Below are 20,821 nucleotides of genomic sequence, written 5' to 3'. Positions count from 1 at the left end.
CTCAGAATTTGACCTGCCCGGACTTCCCGGCCGCGTTCTTGAGGACCAGCGTAACGGCCGCGCCCGCGGGCACCGCGGCCTTCGCCTCGCCTTTCAGGGAACTGTCGCCCGATACCGTGAGCTGGACCGTCTCGCGGCTGCCGCCGGATACGATCAGGACCGAACCAGAAAATCCTTTCGCCGATGCGGGCTTGTTGCTCTCGTCGAAGATGTTGATCGTCACCACGTTGGCCGCGACGAGCAGTTCGGCATGGACGCCGGCGACATCCTGCATCGCCCCGCCGTTCGGTCCTTTCAAGGAGCCGTGGCTGTGCTGCGCGCTCGCCACGCCGGCCCACAGTGCCAGGACGGCGATCATCAGCAACTTCTTCATGTACTCTCTCCTTGTTGATTGGGTCTGTCGCGATGGAACAGCGCGTAGAGCGCCGGCAGGACGAGCAGCGTGAGGATCGTCGACGAGACGATGCCGCCGATGACAACAGTGGCGAGCGGGCGCTGCACCTCGGCGCCGGCACCGGTGGCGACCGCCATGGGCACGAAGCCCAGCGAGGCGACCAATGCCGTCATCAGCACCGGCCGCAAGCGCTTCATGGCGCCTTCGCGCACGGCCACGCCGACAGGCCGGCCCTCGGCGCGCAGGCGCTGGATGAACGAGATGATCACCAGGCCGTTCAGCACGGCCACGCCGCTCAGCGCGATGAAGCCGACGCCGGCGCTGATCGACAGCGGAATGTCGCGCAACGCCAGCGCCGCCACCCCGCCGGTCAGCGCCAGGGGCACGCCGCTGAACACCAAGGCGGCATCGCCGACCGAGCCCAGGCTCACGCACAGCAGCACGAAGATCAGTAGCAGCGCGACCGGCACGACGATCGCCAATCGCTGCGAAGCGGCGACCAGCTGCTCGAACTGGCCGCCCCAGCCGATCCAGTAGCCGGCCGGCAACTTCACCTTGGCGGCGACCTCGCGCTGCACCTCGGCCACGAACGAGCCGAGGTCGCGGTCGCGCACGTTGGCCGTGACCACGACGCGCCGCTTGCCGTTCTCACGGCTGATCTGGTTGGGACCGGGCGCCGTCGCGATCTCGGCCACCGCGGACAGCGGCACGTAGGGCGCCGCCGTGCCGATGCCCGTCTGCACGATGCCGCGCGGCGCGGCGGTCGCCGGCACGGGAATCGGCAACGACCGCAGCGCATCGATATCAATTCGTAAATGCTCGGGGAGGCGCACGACGATGTCGAAACGGCGGTCGCCTTCGAACAGCAGGCCGGCCTCCTTGCCGCCGACCGCGATCTCGACCGCTTCCTGCAGGTCGGCCAGGCTGATGCCGTAGCGTGCCAGGCTGGGGCGATCGGGCTTGACCGTCAGCATGGGCAGGCCGCTCACCTGCTCGGTGCGCACGTCGGCGGCACCGGGCACGGCCTGCACCATCGACTGTACCTTTGCCGCGACCGACAGCAACGTGTCGAGATCGTCGCCGAAGATCTTTACGCCGAGGTCGCTGCGCACACCCGAGACCAGCTCGTTGAAGCGCATCTGGATGGGCTGGGTGAACTCGTAGTTGTTGCCGGGCACTTCGGCCGCGCGTTTCTCGAGGGCAGCCACCAGGTCGGCCTTGGGCCGCTTCGGATCGGGCCATTCGGCCCGGGGCTTCAGCATGATGAAGTTGTCGGCGACGTTGGGCGGCATGGGATCGGTCGCGACCTCGGCCGTGCCGATCTTTGCCACGACCTCCTTGACCTCGGGGAATTCCAGCAACGCCTTCTCCAGCGCCTCCTGCATCTGCACCGACTGGCTGAGGCTGGTGCCGGGGATGCGCATGGCGTGCATGGCGATGTCGCCCTCGTCGAGCGAGGGAATGAACTCGCCGCCCATGCGCGAGGCGGCAACGCCGCTCACGACGATCAGCAAGGCGGCCAGCCCGACCACGACCAGGCGCAGATGGATCGCCTGCTCGAGCACTGGCGCATAAACGCGCGCCGCGCCCCGCATGAACAGGTTCTCCTTCTCCGCGACGCGGCCCGTCACCAGCAGTGCGACGGCAGCCGGCACCAGCGTCATCGAGGCGATCGCCGCACCGGTCAGCGCCAGCAGCACGGTCAGCGCCATCGGCGTGAACATCTTTCCTTCGACGCCGGTCAGGGTGAGGATCGGCAGGTAGACGACGCCGATGATCAAGGTGCCGAACAGGCTCGGCCGGATGACCTCCTGCGCGCCGCCCAGGATCGTGGCGAAGCGCTCGCTGCGCGTCAGCACGCGACCACGACGATGCTGCTCCTCGGCGAGCAGGCGCAGGCAGTTCTCGACCACGATCACGGCGCCGTCGACGATGATGCCGAAGTCGATGGCGCCGAGGCTCATGAGGTTGGCGCTGATCCGGCTCTCGACCATGCCGGTGATGGTGAACAGCATCGACAGTGGGATGACGCAGGCGGTGACGAAGGCGGCACGGAAGTTGCCCAGCACCAGGAACAGCACGACGACGACCAGGATCGCGCCTTCGACTAGGTTCTTCTCGACCGTCCGGATGGTGGCATCGACCAGCCGCGTGCGGTCGTAGATCGCCCGTGCCACGACGCCGTCGGGCAATGACGGCGCGATCTCCTCGAGCCGGGCCGCCACACGCTGCGCCGCCGTCCGGCTGTTGTCGCCGATCAGCAGCATGGTCGTGCCGATCACGGCTTCCTTGCCGTCGAGAGTGGCGGCGCCCGTACGCAGCGCCGTGCCCTCCTTCACCTCGGCGACGTCGCCGATGCGTATCGGGAGCCCACCGCGCGAGCCGACGACGATGTCGCGGATCTCGCCGACATTGCCGACCTGCCCAGGCGTGCGCACCAGGTACTGCTCGCCGTTGCGCTCGACATAGCCCGCGCCGACATTGGCGTTGTGCGACACCAGCGCCGCCATGACGTCGCGGAAGGTGAGCTTGTAGGCGATCAGCCGCGCCGGCTCAGGTAGCACGTGGAACTGCCGCTCGTAGCCGCCGATCGTGTTGACCTCGACGATGCCGGGCACGGTGCGAAGCTGCGGCTTGATGATCCAGTCCTGGATCGTGCGCAGCTCGGTCGTGCTGTAGGGCTCACCCGACGGCGTCTTGGCGCCGGGCTTGGCCTCGACGGCGTACATGTAGATCTCGCCCAGGCCGGTCGAGACCGGACCCATCGAGGTGTGCAGGCCCGGCGGCAACTGGTCCTTGGTCTGCTGGATGCGCTCGTTGACGAGCTGGCGGGCGAAATAGATGTCGGTGCCGTCCTTGAACACCACGGTCACCTGGCTGAGGCCGTAGCGCGACAGCGAGCGCGTGTAGTCGAGCCTGGGCAGGCCGCCCATCGCCGTTTCCATCGGAAAGGTGATGCGCTGCTCGACCTCGAGCGGCGAGTAGCCCGGCGCCACGGTGTTGATCTGCACCTGGACGTTGGTGATGTCGGGCACCGCGTCGATCGGCAGGCGCGTGAAGTTCCAGGCGCCCAGCGCGGCGACCGCAATGGCGGCGACGATGACCAGCCAGCGATTGTGGATCGAGAAGGCGAGGATGCGGTCGATCATGGCTAAGCGTCATCCCGAGCGGAGCCGCCCAAAGGGCGGCGCAGTCGAGGGACCTGTTCTTGTCGACGCATCAACAAAATAGGTCCCTCCACTGCGCCTCGCTCCGCTCGGCTCCGGTCGGGATGACGGGCTGGCTCAATGCTCATGGGACGCTCCGGCCTTGCCGATCTCGGCCTTGATCACGAAGCTGTTCCTCGCGGCATAGACGTCGCCCGGCAGGATGCCGAACCTGACCTCGACCCAGTCGGCATCGCGCTGGCCGAGCTCGACCTCGCGCGCGGCGAAGCTGTCGCCCTCGCGCACGAACACGACCGTCTTGCCCTCCAGCGTCTGGATCGCGCTCGACTTGACGGCGACCTCGACTGGCCGCGCCGACAAGAGCACGCGGCCGTCGACGAACAGGCCGGGCCGCAGCCGGCCGTCGTTGGGCACGACAGCGCGGACGATCGAGGATTGCGTGTCGCTGGCGCCGAGCGGCGAGACGTAGTCGATGCGAGCCGCGATCGTCGGCCCGCCATCCTCGACGTCGATCGCCACGCTGTCGCCCACACGGACACGCGCGAAGTCGCGGCGGTAGACGGCGAGGTCGATCCACATGGTTGAAAGGTCGGCGATGGTGAAGAGCGGCCGCTGCTCGGAGGCGAACTCGCCCAAGGTGCCGTCGCGGTCGATCACCGTGCCGTCGATCGCCGCCTTCAGCTCGTAGGTCGTGAGGCTCTGGTTGCTCTCGACCGTGGCCAGCACTTCGTCCTTCTTCACTTTGTCGCCCAGCCGCTTGCGCATGCTCCGCACGACCCCCGGAAAGCGCGACGTCACCTTCACCAGCGTTTCCTGGTTGGGCTGGATCATGCCGTTGAGGCGGAGCGTCTCGTGCAGGTCACGCTGGCCGGCGGCCAGCAGCTCGATGCCGGCCGCGGCGATCTGGGCTTCGCTCAGCTTCACGCCTTCGTCGTGACCGTGGCCCTTCTCGTCGTGCCCATGGCCCTTGGCGCCGACGGCTCTGGCCGTCGTGCCGAACCTGGGATCGAGCACGTAGTAGGCCGCAGCGCCGACGGCGGCGGCGCAGACCAGCGCGACGACAACGATTTTCAGGACCTTCATCATCGCGCCCTCGCCAAGGTTACCGGGCTGCCGATGAGCCCTTCGATGGTGGCGACGGCGGTATGGAAGCTCGCCAGCGCGTCGTGCTCCATCAGCTCGGCATCGGCGACGGTGCGATAGGCGTCGAGGATTTCCAGCAAGGTGAAACGGCCCTGCCCGTAGCCCGTTTCGATGGTCGCAAGCGCCGACCGTGCGGCCGGCAGCACGGTCCGGCGCAGCAACTCGACCTGCTGCAAAGCGCCATTGGCGCTGTCGTGCGCCTTGCCGACGACGGCAATCAGCGTGAGCCGGTTCTGCGCGCGTTCGGCCTCGGTCCTCTGCGCCGCCTCCTGGGCCTCGCGGATGCCGCCGCGATTGCGATCGAGCACCGGGATCGGCATCGAGGCGCCAAGCCGCAGGGCATTGTCCGAGGTCTGGCCGTAGTAGCGCCACGCCACGCTCGCCGTGACGTCGGGCACGGCCTTCAGGCGCGCCGACAGGAGTTCGGCGTCGCGCCGCGCGCGCACCGCCGTCCAGCGCATGAGCTGCGGATTATCCTCGATCGCCTTGACGGCGGCGTCGAACGGCGCGGGCCGCGATATGCGGCCGAAGTCACCGGATACCGCGGCGAAATCCGGCCGGTCCATGCCCATCAGAGCCGCCAACTCGCGGCGGGCGACGGCCAGCGCCGTGCGCGCGCGCTCCCGCTCGAGCCGCGCCAAGCCCACCGCCGCCTGGGTGCGCGAGGCCTCGGCCGGCGAGGAAGCGCCGGCCTCGACGCGACGCTGCATCTGCGGCACCAGCTTCTCCAGCGCCGCCGCCTGGCGGTCCAGAAGCTGGATGCGGCGCTGCACCGACAGCGCCTCGACGAAGGCGATCGTCGTCTCGGACAGAAGTTCCAGCCGCGCCGCCTCGCGCTCCCAACGTGCGGCGTCGTAGTCGCCCAGGGCCGCCTGCACGCGCGCGTCGCGCTTGCCGCCGAGCTCGATGAGCTGGCTGAGCTGCAGCGTCGTCTCCGCCCCCTGGACGACGCCGCTCTGGCCCGAGGCGAAATTGTCGATCTCGACGCCAAGCGTCGGGTTGGGCAGCGCATTCGCCTGCTCGCGCCGCCCGTCGGCCATGCCGATGGTGCGATCGGCGGCGGCGATGCGCGGATTGGCGTTGGCGGCCCGCTGCAGGGCCTGCGGCAAGGTCAACGGCCCCGCCTTCTGGCCCTGCGCGACGACGGCCGGCGACCACGCGACGACGCACGTCGCGCACAGCGCCCACACGGCACGAAATGTCATTGAAACGACCCTGACGGAGTTCGACAGGCCGTCCCGCACAAGGCGGCACGGCCACGACAAGAACGACTAGGTCAGGGTTTTGGGCGGTGGAGAGGTCGCCGACGGCGAAAACGAGATGAGATCAGGCGAGATGCCCGGCGGCACGACTTGCGCTACCGCGAGTGCAGCGCCGCCTGCCAGGATGGCGGGAAGCGAGACCACCGTACAGATATGGCACTTCTCGGCCGTCACATCGGTGTCGCCGGCTTGATGAGAAGCGTCGGACACTTCAAGGACGATGGGAGACGGCCCGATATCGCGCGCCGAGGCCGCACCGCAGACGTGGAATGTCATGACCGTCGCAACGACGAGAGCGCAGAAAACCCTGAACAGGGCTGAAACGCGCGCACCGACGCCGTCGAAGGAAATGCGGGACCTCACGCGCGCAGTGAACGCGACGCGAAGGGTCCGCGTCAACAGAGTGCGACGGAGCAATCGTCGCACGTGTCGTTATCACATACACCAGTCGTTGCCCTTCCAGATCGGGCGCACCTGTTTGCAGGAGCGTCCAACGGAATCAGTTGCGAACGATTCTCATTTGAATTAACTTGCCGCCGCCCAGGCGATCAGGAAGGGGCGCGCCTTGAAGCAGGACGATGATTGTTTCGAACTCTACGTTTCTCATCGCCGCGCGCTGCTGACCTACGCGAACCGGATCGTCAGGGATCCCGGCCGCGCCGAAGATGTGGTGCAGGAGGCGTTTCTGCGCTTGCGGACGGCGTCGGCGGCGAACCTCCTCGACGAGCCGGTCGCCTACCTCTATCGCATCGTCCGCAACCTCGCTCTCGACTTGCAGCGCCATCTCACCTTCGAGGGGCGCCACGAGGTGGCCGGCGCCGACGAGCTTGCCGCCAAAGTCGCCGAGGCCCTGCCCTCGCCTGAAGCCGCCGCAGCGGCGCGCCAGGAATTCCGCAATCTCCTGAAAGCCATCGACGAGCTGCCATCGCGCACGCGCATCGCCCTGGAGATGCACCGCCTGGGCGGCTTCAAGCTGAGGGAGATTGCCCAGCATCTCGGCATTTCGATATCGACGGCGCAGGCTCTGGTCGCGGAAGGCATTGAATATTGCCAGACCCGCATCTAGGCGATCGTGTGTTGCGGCTGTCGGAAAAACATCCTACTGGCGCGTCAATTCAATAAGGACGGCATTCACCGCCGCGATGGACGGCCCGCTAGGCATAGGCATGACGACACCCACTCCTTCAGATCGTGCGCCCGACAACGGCGGCGATGCCGAACGCCGGCGCGCCGGCAAGGAAGCGTCGATGCTGTTCGTGCTCCTGTCCGAGCGGCCCGATGACCCGGCTCTCAAGGCACGCATCGAGGCGTGGTGCGCCGCAAGCGCCTTGCACAAGGAGGTCTGGGAGCGGACCTGCCGCACCTATCGCATGATGGGCGGCAGCCCGGCTCTGTACGAAGCCGAATGGCGAGCACCGGCCACGCGACGCGAGGCAGCGGCAGCGATCACCCCCGCCCCTCGTCCCCGCCGCGGGCGCCGCCTGCTCGCCGCCGCCACCCTTGCTGTGGCGGCATGCCTGGCGATCGTGGCGGCGCCGGCGGCACTTCTTCGCTTGCAGGCCGACGCGGTGACGGCCACCGCGGAGCTGCGCACGCTCAACCTGGAGGACGGCAGCCAGGTCCGCCTGGCGCCGCGCAGCGCGATCGGCGTCGACTTTTCGCAGAATGAGCGGCGCGTGCGGCTGCTCCAGGGCGAGGCTTTCTTCGACGTCACGCCCGATGCGCGCCGGCCCTTCCGCGTATCGGCCAACGACGTTGTCGCGACCGTCCTCGGAACCGCGTTCGAGGTGGCGATGCAGGACGACGGCGCCGCCGTCGCCGTCCGACATGGCCTGGTGCGGGTCGACGATGAGAAGGCGCAGCAATCGGCGAACTTGCAGGCCGGCGACTGGATACGCGTCAAGACACGCGGCACCGCCGAACGTGGCACACGGGCGCCCGGAGACATCGGCGACTGGATAGGCGGCCAGTTCGTGGCCCGCAACCGGCCGATCGCCGAGATCGTCGACCGGCTGCGCGACTACTATGGTGGCGTGATCATCGTCAGCGATGATGCGTTCGCGCGTCGGCTGGTGAACGGCGTCTACGACCTGCGCGACCCCGACGCCACCTTGCGCAATCTCGCCTCCGCCCACGATGCGGTCGTGCGCCAAGTTTCGCCTTGGATGCTGCTGGTGACGGCGCGCTGATACGACTTTTTGTCGGAAAATCGCAAGCCTCATCCGTCAGTACCTATTGAAAAGCGTGGACGTGCGCGCCGCCGCATCAGCGCCGTCTCGCAGGCCGTGCGAAAATTTGGGGATTCGAATGTCCGGAGAGACAAGCGCCGGCGCGTCGCGCCGTCGAACGACCAACCGTGCGCGAACGCTGCTGGCGGCAGCCCTGCTCGGCGCCTCGTCGCTGCAGGCCGCATGGGCCCAGCCCTACCCGCCTGCCCTTGCCCAGGCCGGAGTCCGGGATTTCAACATCGCCGGCCAGTCGCTGGCCGACGGCCTGATCGAGTTTGCGCGACAGTCCGGCCTACAAGTTTCCGCCGAGACCGGCGTCGTCGGCAACGTCCGGACCGCGGGCGTGCGCGGCCGCATGACGCCCGACCAAGCGCTTGCCGCTCTCTTGTCCGGCACCGGACTGGCCTACCGGCTGAGCGGCACGATGGTGGTGGTGGAGAATGCCAGGACCTCGCCGTCCGACGCCCTGCAGCTCGATCCGGTGCGGGTGCAGGGCTACCCGGTGCCAGCGCAGGCGATGATCGACAACCTGCCGCCGCCTTATGCCGGCGGCCAAGTGGCGACGGGCGGCCAGCTCGGCTTGCTCGGCAACCGCGACGTCATGAACACGCCGTTCAACCAGACGAACTACACCGCGCAGAAGGCGCAGGACCAGCAGGCGAAGACGGTCAGGGACGTACTGGTCGACGATCCCTCCGTCCGCTTCTTCGTCCCCGACGCCAGCACCGGCGCCGACACGATGTTCATTCGCGGCTTCATGGTCCAGAACGCCAGCACGACCTATGGCGGCCTCTACGGAATGCTGCCGAGCGCCACGATCATGGCGGAGCTCGCCGAACGCATCGAGGTCCTGAAGGGCCCCAGCGCCATGCTGAACGGCATGCCGCCGCAGAACTCCATCGGCGGCACCGTCAATGTGGTGCCCAAGCGGGCGCCAGACACCGATCTCACCCAGCTGACGGCGAGCTATGTGTCGGGCGCGCAGTTCGGCGGCCATGCCGATGTCGCCCGTCGGTTCGGCAACGACAAGCAGTTCGGCGTGCGCTTCAACGGCGCCTTCAAGGCCGGCCAGACGGACGTCGAATGGAATTCCGACCAAAGGGCGCTGGCCGTCCTCGGGTTGGATTTTCGCGGCGAGCACGTGCGGCTCGCCGCCGATCTCGGCTATCAGAGCCAGTACATCGGCGGCATGATCCCGTACCTCGGCGTGGCCGACAACGTGCCCATGCCATGGGCGCCCGATGCGCGGAAAAACCAGGGACAGCCTTGGGGTTACCACTCGGACAAGGACCTGTTCGGGGTCTTTCGCGCCGAGATCGATCTGACGGAGCGTGTAACGGCCTACGCCTCGTTCGGCGCCCATGACTATCGCGACCAACAGCTGAATGCCGGTACCGCGATCACAGTCGCCGACGTGAACGGCAACGCGACGTCGACGCCGCTGAACTTCAGCGCCTACAACACGATCCTTGCGGGCCAGGCCGGCGTGCGCGGCCTGGTCGACACCGGCCCGATCGGGCACGAGCTCTCCGTCATTGCCACGACATACGAGCGGACGATCGGCAACGGCCTCGCCAGCCTTCCTGCCGTGTCGACGAACATCTACAGCCCGAACGTCATTGCGCCTCTCAACATGGCGACGCCGGCGGCGGCCAAGGTGAGCACCGCCACGTTCTGGACCCTGGGTGTAGCCGACACTCTTTCCGCCGCCGACAAGCGCATTCAACTGACCGTCGGCGCTCGGCTCCAACAGGTCACCACCGCGAACTTCAACAGGACCACGGGCGTCAGGACGTCGAACTACGACCAGGGCGCTCTCAGCCCTTCCGTGGCGCTGGTGTTCAAGCCTGTGGAGAACGTCACGATCTACGGCAACTGGATCCAGGGGCTGCAGGAAGGCTCGATCGTGGGCTCGCAGTTCGCGAACGCCGGCGAAATCTTTCCGCCGTACAAATCGAACCAGTACGAAGCAGGCATCAAGGCCGACTGGGGCAAGTTCACCACGACGTTCAGCGCCTTCCAGATCTCCCAGCCCAGCATCCTCACCAACGTCACGGCCAACACGCAGTTTCTCGGCGGCGAGCAGCGCAACCAGGGCCTCGAGTTCAATGTCTTCGGCGAGCCGCTGCAGGGCGTGCGACTGTTGGGCGGCATGATGCTGCTGAGCGGCGTGCTGACCAAGACCCAGGGCGGGCTGACCGACGGCTGGATCGCGCCGTTCGCCCCCGCCGTCAATCTCAACCTCGCCGGCGAATGGGACCTGCCCTTCGTGCCCGGCCTGACCCTGAACGGCCGCGTCATCTACACGAGCTCGCAATACATCGACACGACCTGGCCGCGCCGCAGCCTGGCCGACTGGACGCGTTTCGACGTCGGTGTCCGATATGCCTTCGACAATCCCGGCGCCAAGGGCCAGCTTCTGATTGCGCGCTTCAATGTCGAGAATCTGCTGGATGCGGACTACTGGGCGGGCGGGAACGGCACGACGACTCTGACCCTGGGAGCGCCGCGCACGTTCCGCGTCTCGCTGACGGCGAACTTCTAGACCTCTATCGCCGGCGCTGAAGTGGAGCCGACCTTTCGCGCCTCGATGAACTGGCTGCATACCTGGGCCGGTGTCGTTCTGGGCGGGCTGCTGTTCGCGATCTTCTGGATGGGAACGCTGTCGGTCTTCGATCGCGAGATCGACCGCTGGATGATGCCTGCGACACGGCTGGCGCTGCCCGACGCGCCGATCCCACTGGATGCGTTCCGGCCGTACCTGGAGACGGCGACGGTGGCCAAGGCGCGTGCCTGGGCTGTCGTCCCCGCGACGGAACGCGAACCGGTGATTCGCGTCACCTGGCAGGACACTTCGCTTCTGCTCGATCCTTCGACCGGCGCCGTGCTGCCGGATCCCGGGACGTGGGCCGCCACTCGCTTCATCTATCCCTTCCACTACATGCTCCAGATACGGATCGGACGGCTGGGCGCCTGGATCGTGGCCTTCGCCACCATGGCGATGCTGGCGCTCTGCGTCTCGGGCGTGATCATCCACCGCAAGATCTTCGCCGACTTCTTCACGTTCCGGGCCCGAAACCGGCCGCGGCGGGCGCTCCTCGATCTGCACAACGTGACGGGCGTGCTGGCGCTGCCCTTTCATGTCGCCATCACGCTGTCCGGTCTGATCATCTTCTATTCGATCTACTTTTCGGTCGTCTTCCAGATCGCCTACGGCGACAACTGGCGGACGCGCTTCAGGGAGGAGACATCCGGAATCGTGCGCCAGCCGCGATCGGGGCAACCAGGCGCGGTCGGCTCACTCGGCGCCATGGCCGAGGAGGCAAAGCGCCTCTGGGGAGGAGCAGCCGCGCACCTCGTGATCGTCTGGCATCCGGGAGATGCCGCAGGCTACGTCCAGATGCGCCGGTCGAACGACGATGTCGTTTCCTTCCCACCCGGCGAAATCTTTTTCGACTCCGCGACGGGAAAGCTGCTGACCCATCGCGCGCCGCTCCCTGTCGCATCGGCGCAGCACTTCATTGCCGGACTGCACCTCATCCACTTTCGGCACTGGACACTGCGCTGGCTCTACTTCGCCCTCGGGCTGTCGGGCTGCGTCTTGATCGCGACCGGCTACCTCTTCTGGCTGGAGCGGCGGCGCAAGCGGCATGCCGAACTCGGCCTTGCGGGCGTGCCCATCGTCGAGGGCCTGGCCATCGGTTCGGTCAGCGGCATCGTGATCGCCACGCTTTCCTTCTTCGCCGTCAACCGGCTCCTGCCATCCGACACCACGTTCGCCGGATACGACCGCGCCGCGCTCGAGATCTGGACCTTCTATCTCGTGTGGCTGGCGGCCTTCGGCCATGCCTGGTGGCGGCCGCGCCGGGCCTGGATGGAGCAATGCTGGCCCATGGCCGCCTTTGCGGTGACTGCAGTCCTGTTGAATTGGCTGACGACCGGCGATCATTTGCTGCACAGCCTCGCCCACCGCCATCTCTGGGCAGTTGCCGGCATGGATTTGCTGCTCCTGGCCAGCGCTGCCGCCGCGACGCTCACGGCAATCCGCTTGCGGATCCGCTGCTAGCAGTGCTGTCACTTTTTTGCGGTTTTGGCCCCCTATGGCGCGCAAAAAACAAATAAAATTACTCTAGTAAGTTTTCAATGACTGTGGTAAACAGCAACATGATGGCAGTTCAGGACAATGCCTTGGCTACTGCGGCGCCTATCGCAGGCGCCAGCCTGCGGCCCCAGACGCGCGCCGTAGCGCGCGTGGCGATCAGGTCCTGGCGCACTTCCAGCGAGCAGTGCGGCAGCTTGCGGGTCCGCGCATGGGCGTTGAGCGTGTATTCGTAGGAGGCGCGCGCCGAATAAGGCTCGTTGTCACCGACCACCAGCTCGGGATCGCGGCGCAGCTCGGCCAGCAGCGGCTCCGGCAGGCGCGCATCGTCGTTCCACAGCACGCCGACATGCCAGGGACGCTTGAAGCCGCTCATCTGCGGCGTGAAGGAATGCATCACCAGCAAGGCCACCTCGGCGCCATTCGCGGTCATGCGGTCGAGATGGCGATCGACCTCGCGGTGATAGGGCCAGAAGCAGGCCTCGGCCCGCGCATCGATCTGCTCTTTCGTCAGTCCCTTGTTCGCCGGCACGAGGGTGCCGTCGCTGACCTCGGGCGTCGAGCCCTCGCCGCCCGGCCAGCGGTTGCAGTCGATCACCAGGCGCGAATAGCCCGAGGCGACCAGGGGCGCGTCCAGCGCCTCGGCCAGGGCAATCGCGGAATCGAGACCGCCGATGTCCCAGCCGATGTGGCGCGACAGCTCGGCCTCGGTGATCCCGAGATCGCCCAGCGCCTTGGGAACGGCCTTGCTGGCGTGGTCGCACAGCAGCAGCAATGGTGCCCTGCCCTGCTCGTTGTGGACGGAAAACGGCGGCGGATCGCCGGGAACGAGCAGTTGTTGCATCGCGCCCCTATAGTGCGAAGATCGCGCAAATGAAAGATGCTGAAGCCCGTGCGCTGTTGCGCGACCTGTTCGATGCAGCGCTTGCCGCCGCACGCCCCGCGACCTGCCTTGCCCCCTACATCGAGAAGCTGCAGCCGCCGAAAGGCCGCACGATCGTCATCGGCGCCGGCAAGGCGAGTGCCGCCATGGCCAAGGCGGTCGAGGACCAGTGGCCGCATGCGCTCGAAGGCCTGGTGGTGACGCGCTACGGCTACGGCGAGGCCTGCCGCCGGATCGAGATCGTCGAGGCCGCACACCCGGTGCCCGACGAGAAGGGCCGCGCCGCGGCCGGCCGCATCCTCGAGCGGGTCAAGGGCCATACGCCGGACGATCTCGTGCTCTGCCTGATCTCGGGCGGCGCCTCGGCCCTGCTGGCCCTGCCAGCGCCCGGCCTGACCTTGGCCGACAAGCAGGAGGTCAACCGCGCGCTGCTGAAATCGGGCGCCAACATCGTCGAGATGAACACGGTGCGAAAGCACCTCTCGGCCATCAAGGGCGGCCGGCTCGCCATCGCCGCCCAGCCGGCGCGCGTGCTGAGCTGGCTGATCTCCGACGTGCCCAACGATGACCCCGGCGTCATCGGCTCGGGGCCGACCGTGCCCGACCGCACGACCTTCGCCGACGCGCTGGCGGTGCTCTCCAAGTACCGCATCGATGCACCGGCGGCCGTGCGCGCCCATCTCGAGAAGGGCGCAGCGGGCGGCATCGAGGAGACGCCCAAGCCCGGCGATCCGCGCATGGCGCACGTCGAGACCATCGTCGTGGCCACACCGCAGCGCTCGCTCGACGCGGCCGCCGCCGTTGCCCGCAAGCGCGGCGTCGAAGTGATCGTGCTGGGCGACAATCTCGAAGGCGAAGCGAGAGAGCTGGGCGCCGAGCATGCGCAGAAGGCGATCGAGCACGCCAGGCGCGCCAGCAAGCCGACGGTGATCCTGTCCGGCGGCGAAACGACGGTCACGGTGCGCGGCAAAGGCCGTGGCGGCCGCAACGTCGAGTATCTTCTGGGCGAGGCGATCGAAGCCAACGGCGCCCCGGGCATCTGGGGGCTGGCCGCCGACACCGACGGTGTCGACGGCGCCGAGGACATCGCAGGCGGCCTGTTCACGCCCGATTCGCTTGCCCGCGCCCACGCCATGGGCCGTGACCCGAAGGCGATGCTGGACGACAATGACGGGCACAGCTTCTTCGAGATGCTGGGTGACAGCATTGTCACAGGTCCGACCAAGACCAACGTCAACGATTTCAGGGCAACATTGATCGCGCCATGAGCAATCTTTGTTGGGAGCGCGGGCCTCTGGCCCGCATCATGATCATGAGCGGACCGGAGGTCCGCGCTCCCATGAGGCACACATGACTACCTATCCAGGCTCCTGCCACTGCGGCGCGATCAAGATCGCCTACACGACGGACAAGGCGCCCGAGGCGATGCGCGTCGGCCGCTGCGCCTGCTCGTTCTGCCGCCGCCACGGTGCGCGCACCTCGGGCGATCCCGCGGGCTCGGTCGAGTTCCGCGCCGAGCCCGGCAGCCTCAGCCGCTATCGCTTCGGGCTCGGCATCACCGACTATCTGCTGTGCGCCAAGTGCGGCACCTACGTCGGTGCCGTCATGCCCGACGACAATGGCCAAGAAAGCGGCCAGCTCGGCATCGTCAACGTCAACTCGCTCGACATCCGCGACACTTTCGATCCCGCCCCGCCCCTGCACGTCTATGACGGCGAGGACGAGGCGCGCCGGCGGGCCCGGCGGCGAAAGTTCTGGATGAAGACGACAGTGATCGCCTAGGGTCCCGCCATGGCCATTCTCGGAGTGATTGCCGACGACTTCACCGGCGCCACCGACATCGCGGGCATGCTGGTCAAGAACGGCATGCGCACCATCCAGACCATCGGTGTGCCGGCAAAAGGCGCGATTCCCGATGACGTCGACGCCGTCGTGGTGGCGCTGAAGACGCGCTCGATCGCGGCCAAGGATGCCATTGCCCAGTCGCTGGCCGCGCTCGATGCGCTGCAGGCGGCAGGGTGCAAGCGCTTCTTCTTCAAGTACTGCTCGACCTTCGATTCGACCGACGCCGGCAATATCGGCCCCGTCGGCGACGCGCTGCTCGATGCGCTGAACGCCAAGCAGGCGATCTACAATCCGGCCTTCCCGGAGAACGGCCGCACCATTTTCTTCGGCCATCTGTTCGTGGGCGACATCCTGTTGTCCGACTCACACATGCGCCATCACCCGCTGAATCCAATGACGGATTCCAATCTGGTGCTGGTGCTGGCGCGCCAAACGAAGCACAAGGTCGGGCTGGTGCCGCTGAAGCAGGTCCAGGCGGGCTCCGCCGCCCTGCGTGCCGCGCTCGACAAGCTCGCGGCCGACGGCGTGCGCCATGTCGTCGTCGATGCGGTGGCCGACACCGATCTCGGCATCATCGGCGAAGCGGTCGGCGACGACCTTCTGGTCACCGGCGGCTCGGGCGTGGCGCTCGGCCTGCCCGCCGCCTATCGCCGCCGCGGCCTGCTGGCGCACAAGGCCAATGCCGACACCTTGCCCAAGATTGCCGGCGCCTCGGCCGTGCTGGCCGGCTCATGCTCGGCCGCGACCCTGGGACAGATCGCGGCCTTCAAGGGCCCGCATCTGCATCTCGACACCGACGCCATCTGCCGCGGCGAGCCGGTCGGCGATGCGGCCCTCGCCTGGGCCAAGGACAAGATCGGCAACGGGCCGATCCTGCTGTCGGCCAGCGATAGCCCTGAGATGGTGAAGGCGCTGCAGACCAAGTACGGCGTCGAGAAGTCCAGCCAAGCGATCGAGAAGACCATGGCCAGCCTCGCCAAGGGACTGGTCGCAGCCGGCGTCGGCCGGCTGGTCGTGGCAGGCGGCGAGACCTCGGGCGCCGTGGTCGGTGCGCTCGACGTGACGGCGCTGCGCATCGGGCCGGAGATCGATCCCGGCGTGCCGTGGACGGCGTCGGTCGGCGCCAAGCCGCTGCTGCTCGCGCTCAAGTCGGGCAACTTCGGCGCGCCCGACTTCTTCACCAAGGCATTCCAGCGGCTATGAGCACCAAGGAAACCAAGACTCGCGAGGCGATCTGCGCGCTGGGCGCCAAGCTCGCCGCGCGCGGTCTCTGCCCCGGCACATCGGGCAACATCAGCGCGCGCATCGACGATGGCTGGCTGATGACGCCGACCAATTCCTCGCTCGGCGAGCTTTTACCCGGCCAGCTCTCCAAGCTCGACCTTTCAGGCAAGCACGTGGGCGGCGACCCGCCGACCAAGGAGGCGCTGCTGCACCGCTCGGTCTACGACGTGCGGCCCAAGGACGGCGCCATCGTGCACCTGCATTGCACGCACGCGGTGGCGATCTCCTGTCTTGATCCGTCGTGCCATCACAACAAGGAAACCACCCTGCCGCCGATCACGCCCTACTTCGTGATGCGCGTCGGCAAGCTGCCGCTGGTGCCCTACTTCAAGCCGGGCGATCCCAAGCTGGCCGATGCCATCCGCGACTACGCCAAGGGCCATCGCGCCGTCCTGCTGGCCAATCACGGCCCGGTGGTGGCGGGGACTTCCTTGTCGGCCGCCTCGGCCTCGATCGAGGAGCTGGAGGAGACCGCCAAGCTCCACCTGCTGCTGCAGGGGTTCAAGGTACGCCTGCTGTCTGAGGCGCAGGTGCACGAAGTCGAAGAAGCCTTTCCTTCCTGATCGGAACAACAAGCAATGCCCAAGCTCGCCGCCAATCTCTCGTGGATCTACCAGGAAGTGCCGTTCCTGCAGCGCTTCGGCGCCGCCGCCGCACACGGCTTCAAGGCGGTGGAGATCCTGTTTCCCTACGAGGCGCCCGCCGCCGACATCGCGGCCGAACTCAAGAAGCACAAGCTCACGCAGGCGTTGTTCAACCTGCCGGCCGGCGACGCCAGCAAGGGCGAGCGCGGCTTCGCCGCCCTGCCCGGCCGCGAAGCCGACTTTGCCGCCGCCCTCGACAAGGCCTTGGATTACGCCAAGGTCCTGGAGTGCACCACGCTGCACGTCATGTCGGGCATGATCGCGCCCGGCGCCGATGTGAAGGCGATGCACAAGACCTTCATCTCCAACCTGAAGATGGCCTGCGATCGTACCGCCAAGAGCGGCCTCACGCTGGTGCTGGAGCCGATCAACCATCGCGACATTCCGGGCTACTTCACCAACACCACCGCACAGGTCGAGCAGATCATGAGCGAGGTCGGCGCGCCGCATCTCAAGCTGCAGCTCGACCTCTATCACTGCCAGGTCACCGAGGGTGACCTGACCAGGCGCACCGAGCGGCTGTTCCCCATTACCGCGCACGTGCAGATCGCGGGCAATCCCGACCGCAACGAGCCCGACATCGGCGAGGCCAATCACCTCTATCTCCTCGATGTGCTCGATCGGCTGGGCTACCAGGGCTATGTCGGCCTGGAATACAAGCCCAAGACCACGACCGGTGCGGGCCTCGGCTGGGCCGCGAAGTACGGCATCAAGGCATAAGGGTCATGGCCGACAAGAACACTCCCGTCGTCGCTTTCGTCGGCCTGGGCTCGATGGGCCTCGGCATGGCGAAGAACCTGCTGAAGCATGGCCACAAGGTGATCGGCGTCGATCCCAGCGCGCCGGCGCGCGAGGCCTTCGCTGCCGCCGGTGGCACGATCGCGGCGACCCCCGGCGAGGCCGCCGCCGGCGCCGACGCGCTGATCGTGGCGGTGGTCAACGCCCAGCAGGTCGAGACTGTCCTGTTTGGCGAGGGCGGCAGTGTCGCCAAGCTGCGCCAGGGCGGCCTGGTCATGCAATGCGCCACCGTGCCCGCAGGCTTCGCCAAGTCGTTGGGTGAACGTCTCACCAAGTCGGGCCACGAGCTTCTGGACGCGCCGATGTCGGGCGGCCGCGCGCGCGCCGAATCGGGCGAGCTCACCTTCATGGCCTCGGGTTCGGCCAAGGCGTTCGCCTCGGCCGAATCGATCCTGTCGTCGACCTCGGCCAAGGTGTTCCGCCTGGGCGAGGCGCCGGGCATCGGCTCGCTGGTCAAGACCGTGAACCAGCTTCTGGCCGGCGTGCACATTGCGACGGCGGCCGAGGCGATGGCGCTCGCGGCCAAGGCCGGCGCCGATACACGCGCCGTCTACGAGGTAATCTCGGCCAGCGCCGGCAACTCGTGGATGTTCGGCAACCGCGTGCCGCACATGCTGGACGACGACTTCTCGCCGTTGTCGGCGGTGGAGATCTTCGTCAAGGATCTCGGGCTGGTGCTGAACACCGGCCACGAACACCGGTTGCCGCTGCCGATGGCCGCGGCGGCGCACCAGCTCTTCCTCGCTGCCGCCGGCGCGGGCTGGGGGCGGCTCGATGACGCAGCGGTCGTGAAGGTCTACGAGCAGGCCGGCGACTTCAAAGTGTCGTCGCCCAAGAAGTAGACTTACAGGATGTATCGCGACCGCTTCACCAAGATCGTCGCCACCCTCGGTCCCGCGTCGTCGACCCGCGAGCGCCTGCGCGAGCTGTTCGAGGCCGGCGCCGACGTGTTTCGCCTCAACTTCAGCCACGGCACGCAGGACGACCATCGCCAGCGCGTCGACCTGCTGCGGGCGATGGAGAAGGAATACAAGCACCCGATCGCCATCCTGATGGACCTGCAGGGCCCCAAGCTGCGGTTGGGTACCTTCGCCAAGGGGCCAATGGACCTGAAGAAGGGTCAGAAGATCCGCTTCGACATGGAAGAGGCGCCGGGCACGGCGAAGCGCGTGCCCCTGCCCCATCCCGAGATCTTCCGCGCCGCCAAGCCCGACGGCATCCTGCTGATCGACGACGGCAAGGTGCGGCTGCGCATCACGGCGCACGACGAGGCCACCATCGATACCGAGGTCGAGGTGTCGGGCCAGATCAGCGACCGCAAGGGCGTCAACCTGCCCAACCTCGTGATCCCGATGTCGCCGATGACGACCAAGGACCATCGCGACCTCACCTTCGGCCTGTCGCTCGGCGTCGACTGGGTGGCGCTCTCCTTCGTGCAGCACGCCAACGACATCGCCGAGCTGAAGAAGCTGGTGGCCGGCCGCGCCGCCGTCATGGCCAAGCTCGAGAAGCCGCTGGCCATCGACCATCTCGACGAGATCATCGAGCAGAGCGACGGCATCATGGTGGCGCGCGGCGACCTCGGCGTGGAGATGCCGCCCGAGGCCGTGCCGCCATTGCAGAAGCGCATCCTGGCGGCCTGCCGCGTTGCCGGCAGGCCCGCCATCGTCGCCACCCAGATGCTCGATTCGATGGTCCATTCGCCGACGCCGACGCGCGCTGAGGCGTCGGACGTGGCGACCGCGGTCTATGACGGCACCGATGCGGTGATGCTGTCGGCGGAGTCCGCGTCGGGCGACTATCCGGTCGAGGCGGTCACCATGATGGCCCGCATCCTGAAGAGCGTCGAACACGACCCGCTCTATCGCAAGCTGATGGATGCGAGCCGCCGCGAGCCCGAGGCGACGACCGCCGACGCGATCAGCGCCGCCGCGCGCCAGTGCGCGCACACGCTCTCGGCCGCCGCCATCGTCACCTACACCACGACGGGTTCGACGACGTTGCGCGCGGCGCGCGAGCGGCCCGACGTGCGCATCCTCTGCCTGACGCCGGTGCTCGATACGGCGCGACGCATGGCGCTGACCTGGGGCGTGCATCCCATCCAGACCGAAGATGCGCACAACTTCGCCGACATGGTGGCGCGCGCCGTACGCGCCGCCCGCCAGCACAAGATCGCTGCCGCCGGGGAGCGCCTGGTGATCACCGCCGGCGTGCCGTTCGGCACGCCCGGCGCCACCAACATCCTGCGTATCGCCTACGTCTGAAGGCCCGCCCGGCGCTGTTGCCGTTGAGCAACACGAAACGAACGATACGAAGAACGGCGGATCACCTTGGAATCGCCCTAGTGTGACCCTGAAAAGATCGGGGATGGAGGCGAAGTTGCGCTCGTAGAAATTTTCAGAAGCAGCAACGCACAGAGGCGATCGTGAAACGCAAGTCGCGGACCACCGCCCGTCCTTTCCGCCCGGACGCCCTGACCTGGATCGATTTCCTGGTGATGGGAGCCATCGCTCTCACCTTCATCGCCATCGCCAGTACCACCATTAGTCACGCCAAGGCCTCGGACTACAACGATCCTCCGACGTTCTCGGTAGATAGCGGGCGCTCGTCCGCCGCTGCCGACCTGATTAAGGCAAGAATTGGAATCGCGCTGCTGAACCGATAGCTCGTCGGATTGTGGCGACAATGTGCATGTCGCAGCCCTTTCGAGACAGAAACTAGACTAGTGGCGCTGCACAGGGGTTTTGACGAGCTGGCGCGGGGTCGACGAGACTGCCGGCAGTGCTGGCGCCGATGTCCGACCTCGATCAACTCTGGCGCTCCACGGCCCGCCAAAATAGAACCGTAGTTGACTCTATAAAGCACCTAAGTTATATTGGCCGCGCGCCTGCCTCGCGGCGAGCTCTGCTCTATGCATCGTTCATCCGATACCATCACCGGCCGCACGCGCTGCGCGGGCAGGTCAACCTGCTTGTCAGGGCGGCCGAGGCTTGGAGTGCACCCCAAAAGTGAGACAGGTAAAACCCGGACAGTTTCTCAAGAGGAGAGGAACTGATGAAGCGTGCGGTGAATGT

The 20,821-nt window shown here is 67.1% G+C and carries 18 protein-coding genes; 12 read left to right on the top strand and 6 right to left on the bottom strand.

Translation table 11 applies throughout. The features are described 5' to 3' along the window. Position 1: 1 nt before the first annotated feature. The 5 genes from RSO01_RS18265 to RSO01_RS18245 all read right to left on the bottom strand — a co-directional run bounded on the left by RSO01_RS18265 (position 2) and on the right by RSO01_RS18245 (position 6,242). On the bottom strand, positions 2-373 hold the full coding sequence (locus tag RSO01_RS18265; protein ID WP_147150577.1) for a hypothetical protein: 372 nt from the start codon (positions 371-373) through the stop codon (positions 2-4). Continuing rightward, entirely contained in the window at positions 370-3,543 is a 3,174-nt protein-coding gene (locus tag RSO01_RS18260) for an efflux RND transporter permease subunit (RefSeq protein ID WP_147150576.1), read from the bottom strand. The genes RSO01_RS18265 and RSO01_RS18260 overlap by 4 nt, the downstream gene beginning before the upstream one ends. A gap of 135 nt (positions 3,544-3,678) precedes the next feature. Next, positions 3,679-4,647: a divalent metal ion exporter adaptor subunit IhpB gene (gene ihpB, locus RSO01_RS18255; RefSeq protein WP_147150575.1), complete on the bottom strand. Its 969-nt coding sequence runs from the start codon at positions 4,645-4,647 to the stop codon at positions 3,679-3,681. Then, positions 4,644-5,909: a TolC family protein gene (locus RSO01_RS18250; protein ID WP_147150574.1), complete on the bottom strand. Its 1,266-nt coding sequence runs from the start codon at positions 5,907-5,909 to the stop codon at positions 4,644-4,646. Before RSO01_RS18250 ends, ihpB begins: the two co-directional genes overlap by 4 nt. 66 nt (positions 5,910-5,975) lie before the next feature. Next, positions 5,976-6,242, bottom strand: a complete 267-nt coding sequence (locus RSO01_RS18245; protein ID WP_147150573.1) for a hypothetical protein — start codon at positions 6,240-6,242, stop codon at positions 5,976-5,978. A gap of 289 nt (positions 6,243-6,531) precedes the next feature. Between RSO01_RS18245 and RSO01_RS18240 the strand changes: the two genes are divergently transcribed. From RSO01_RS18240 to RSO01_RS18225, 4 genes are all read left to right on the top strand, one after another. After that, positions 6,532-7,032 carry a sigma-70 family RNA polymerase sigma factor gene (locus RSO01_RS18240; RefSeq protein ID WP_147150572.1) on the top strand — a complete coding sequence of 167 codons (501 nt, stop codon included), beginning with the start codon at positions 6,532-6,534 and terminating at the stop codon, positions 7,030-7,032. Positions 7,033-7,132: 100 nt separating this feature from the next. Next, entirely contained in the window at positions 7,133-8,155 is a 1,023-nt protein-coding gene (locus RSO01_RS18235) for a FecR family protein (protein WP_170303158.1), read from the top strand. Positions 8,156-8,273: 118 nt separating this feature from the next. Then, positions 8,274-10,739 carry a TonB-dependent receptor gene (locus RSO01_RS18230; RefSeq protein ID WP_147150570.1) on the top strand — a complete coding sequence of 822 codons (2,466 nt, stop codon included), beginning with the start codon at positions 8,274-8,276 and terminating at the stop codon, positions 10,737-10,739. 21 nt (positions 10,740-10,760) lie between these two features. After that, the gene (locus RSO01_RS18225) at positions 10,761-12,260 is read left to right on the top strand and encodes a PepSY-associated TM helix domain-containing protein (protein WP_147150569.1); all 1,500 of its coding nucleotides are present in this window, start codon (positions 10,761-10,763) and stop codon (positions 12,258-12,260) included. 109 nt (positions 12,261-12,369) lie between these two features. Here RSO01_RS18225 and RSO01_RS18220 read toward each other — a convergent pair whose 3' ends face one another. Then, positions 12,370-13,137, bottom strand: coding sequence for an N-formylglutamate amidohydrolase (locus RSO01_RS18220; RefSeq protein ID WP_147150568.1), 768 nt, complete (start codon positions 13,135-13,137; stop codon positions 12,370-12,372). Between the two features lie 29 nt (positions 13,138-13,166). On the opposite strand from RSO01_RS18220, the gene RSO01_RS18215 reads away from it, so the two are divergent. The 8 genes from RSO01_RS18215 to RSO01_RS18180 all read left to right on the top strand — a co-directional run bounded on the left by RSO01_RS18215 (position 13,167) and on the right by RSO01_RS18180 (position 20,412). Next, on the top strand, positions 13,167-14,444 hold the full coding sequence (locus RSO01_RS18215; protein ID WP_147150567.1) for a glycerate kinase type-2 family protein: 1,278 nt from the start codon (positions 13,167-13,169) through the stop codon (positions 14,442-14,444). A gap of 82 nt (positions 14,445-14,526) precedes the next feature. Then, positions 14,527-14,958: a GFA family protein gene (locus tag RSO01_RS18210; protein ID WP_218037376.1), complete on the top strand. Its 432-nt coding sequence runs from the start codon at positions 14,527-14,529 to the stop codon at positions 14,956-14,958. A gap of 9 nt (positions 14,959-14,967) precedes the next feature. Then, entirely contained in the window at positions 14,968-16,224 is a 1,257-nt protein-coding gene (gene otnK, locus RSO01_RS18205) for a 3-oxo-tetronate kinase (protein ID WP_147150566.1), read from the top strand. After that, complete coding sequence (gene otnC / locus RSO01_RS18200; protein ID WP_147150565.1) at positions 16,221-16,868, top strand: 3-oxo-tetronate 4-phosphate decarboxylase; 648 nt, start codon at positions 16,221-16,223, stop codon at positions 16,866-16,868. Before otnK ends, otnC begins: the two co-directional genes overlap by 4 nt. A 15-nt stretch (positions 16,869-16,883) precedes the next feature. Next, positions 16,884-17,669, top strand: a complete 786-nt coding sequence (gene otnI / locus RSO01_RS18195) for a 2-oxo-tetronate isomerase (protein WP_147150564.1) — start codon at positions 16,884-16,886, stop codon at positions 17,667-17,669. Positions 17,670-17,674: 5 nt separating this feature from the next. Continuing rightward, complete coding sequence (gene ltnD / locus RSO01_RS18190; RefSeq protein ID WP_147150563.1) at positions 17,675-18,589, top strand: L-threonate dehydrogenase; 915 nt, start codon at positions 17,675-17,677, stop codon at positions 18,587-18,589. Between the two features lie 9 nt (positions 18,590-18,598). Continuing rightward, a complete protein-coding gene (gene pyk, locus RSO01_RS18185; RefSeq protein WP_147150562.1) occupies positions 18,599-20,011 on the top strand; it encodes a pyruvate kinase in 1,413 nt (470 codons plus the stop codon). Positions 20,012-20,172: 161 nt separating this feature from the next. Then, entirely contained in the window at positions 20,173-20,412 is a 240-nt protein-coding gene (locus RSO01_RS18180; RefSeq protein ID WP_147150561.1) for a hypothetical protein, read from the top strand. Positions 20,413-20,821 lie beyond the last annotated feature (409 nt).

This window comes from Reyranella soli (assembly GCF_007992495.1).
Lineage (GTDB): Bacteria > Pseudomonadota > Alphaproteobacteria > Reyranellales > Reyranellaceae > Reyranella > Reyranella soli.
Note: the sequence above shows the minus strand (reverse complement) of the source record. Positions and strands in the feature narration are given on the sequence as shown.

Bases quoted from the DNA above. Each gene is read 5' to 3' on its own strand.
- RSO01_RS18265 (WP_147150577.1), bottom strand. From the start codon at position 373: ATGAAGAAGTTGCTGATGATCGCCGTCCTGGCACTGTGGGCCGGCGTG.
- RSO01_RS18260 (WP_147150576.1), bottom strand. From the start codon at position 3,543: ATGATCGACCGCATCCTCGCCTTCTCGATCCACAATCGCTGGCTGGTC.
- ihpB (WP_147150575.1), bottom strand. From the start codon at position 4,647: ATGATGAAGGTCCTGAAAATCGTTGTCGTCGCGCTGGTCTGCGCCGCC.
- RSO01_RS18250 (WP_147150574.1), bottom strand. From the start codon at position 5,909: ATGACATTTCGTGCCGTGTGGGCGCTGTGCGCGACGTGCGTCGTCGCG.
- RSO01_RS18245 (WP_147150573.1), bottom strand. From the start codon at position 6,242: ATGACATTCCACGTCTGCGGTGCGGCCTCGGCGCGCGATATCGGGCCG.
- RSO01_RS18235 (WP_170303158.1), top strand. From the start codon at position 7,133: ATGACGACACCCACTCCTTCAGATCGTGCGCCCGACAACGGCGGCGAT.
- RSO01_RS18230 (WP_147150570.1), top strand. From the start codon at position 8,274: ATGTCCGGAGAGACAAGCGCCGGCGCGTCGCGCCGTCGAACGACCAAC.
- RSO01_RS18220 (WP_147150568.1), bottom strand. From the start codon at position 13,137: ATGCAACAACTGCTCGTTCCCGGCGATCCGCCGCCGTTTTCCGTCCAC.
- RSO01_RS18215 (WP_147150567.1), top strand. From the start codon at position 13,167: ATGAAAGATGCTGAAGCCCGTGCGCTGTTGCGCGACCTGTTCGATGCA.
- RSO01_RS18210 (WP_218037376.1), top strand. From the start codon at position 14,527: ATGACTACCTATCCAGGCTCCTGCCACTGCGGCGCGATCAAGATCGCC.
- otnK (WP_147150566.1), top strand. From the start codon at position 14,968: ATGGCCATTCTCGGAGTGATTGCCGACGACTTCACCGGCGCCACCGAC.
- otnC (WP_147150565.1), top strand. From the start codon at position 16,221: ATGAGCACCAAGGAAACCAAGACTCGCGAGGCGATCTGCGCGCTGGGC.
- otnI (WP_147150564.1), top strand. From the start codon at position 16,884: ATGCCCAAGCTCGCCGCCAATCTCTCGTGGATCTACCAGGAAGTGCCG.
- ltnD (WP_147150563.1), top strand. From the start codon at position 17,675: ATGGCCGACAAGAACACTCCCGTCGTCGCTTTCGTCGGCCTGGGCTCG.
- pyk (WP_147150562.1), top strand. From the start codon at position 18,599: ATGTATCGCGACCGCTTCACCAAGATCGTCGCCACCCTCGGTCCCGCG.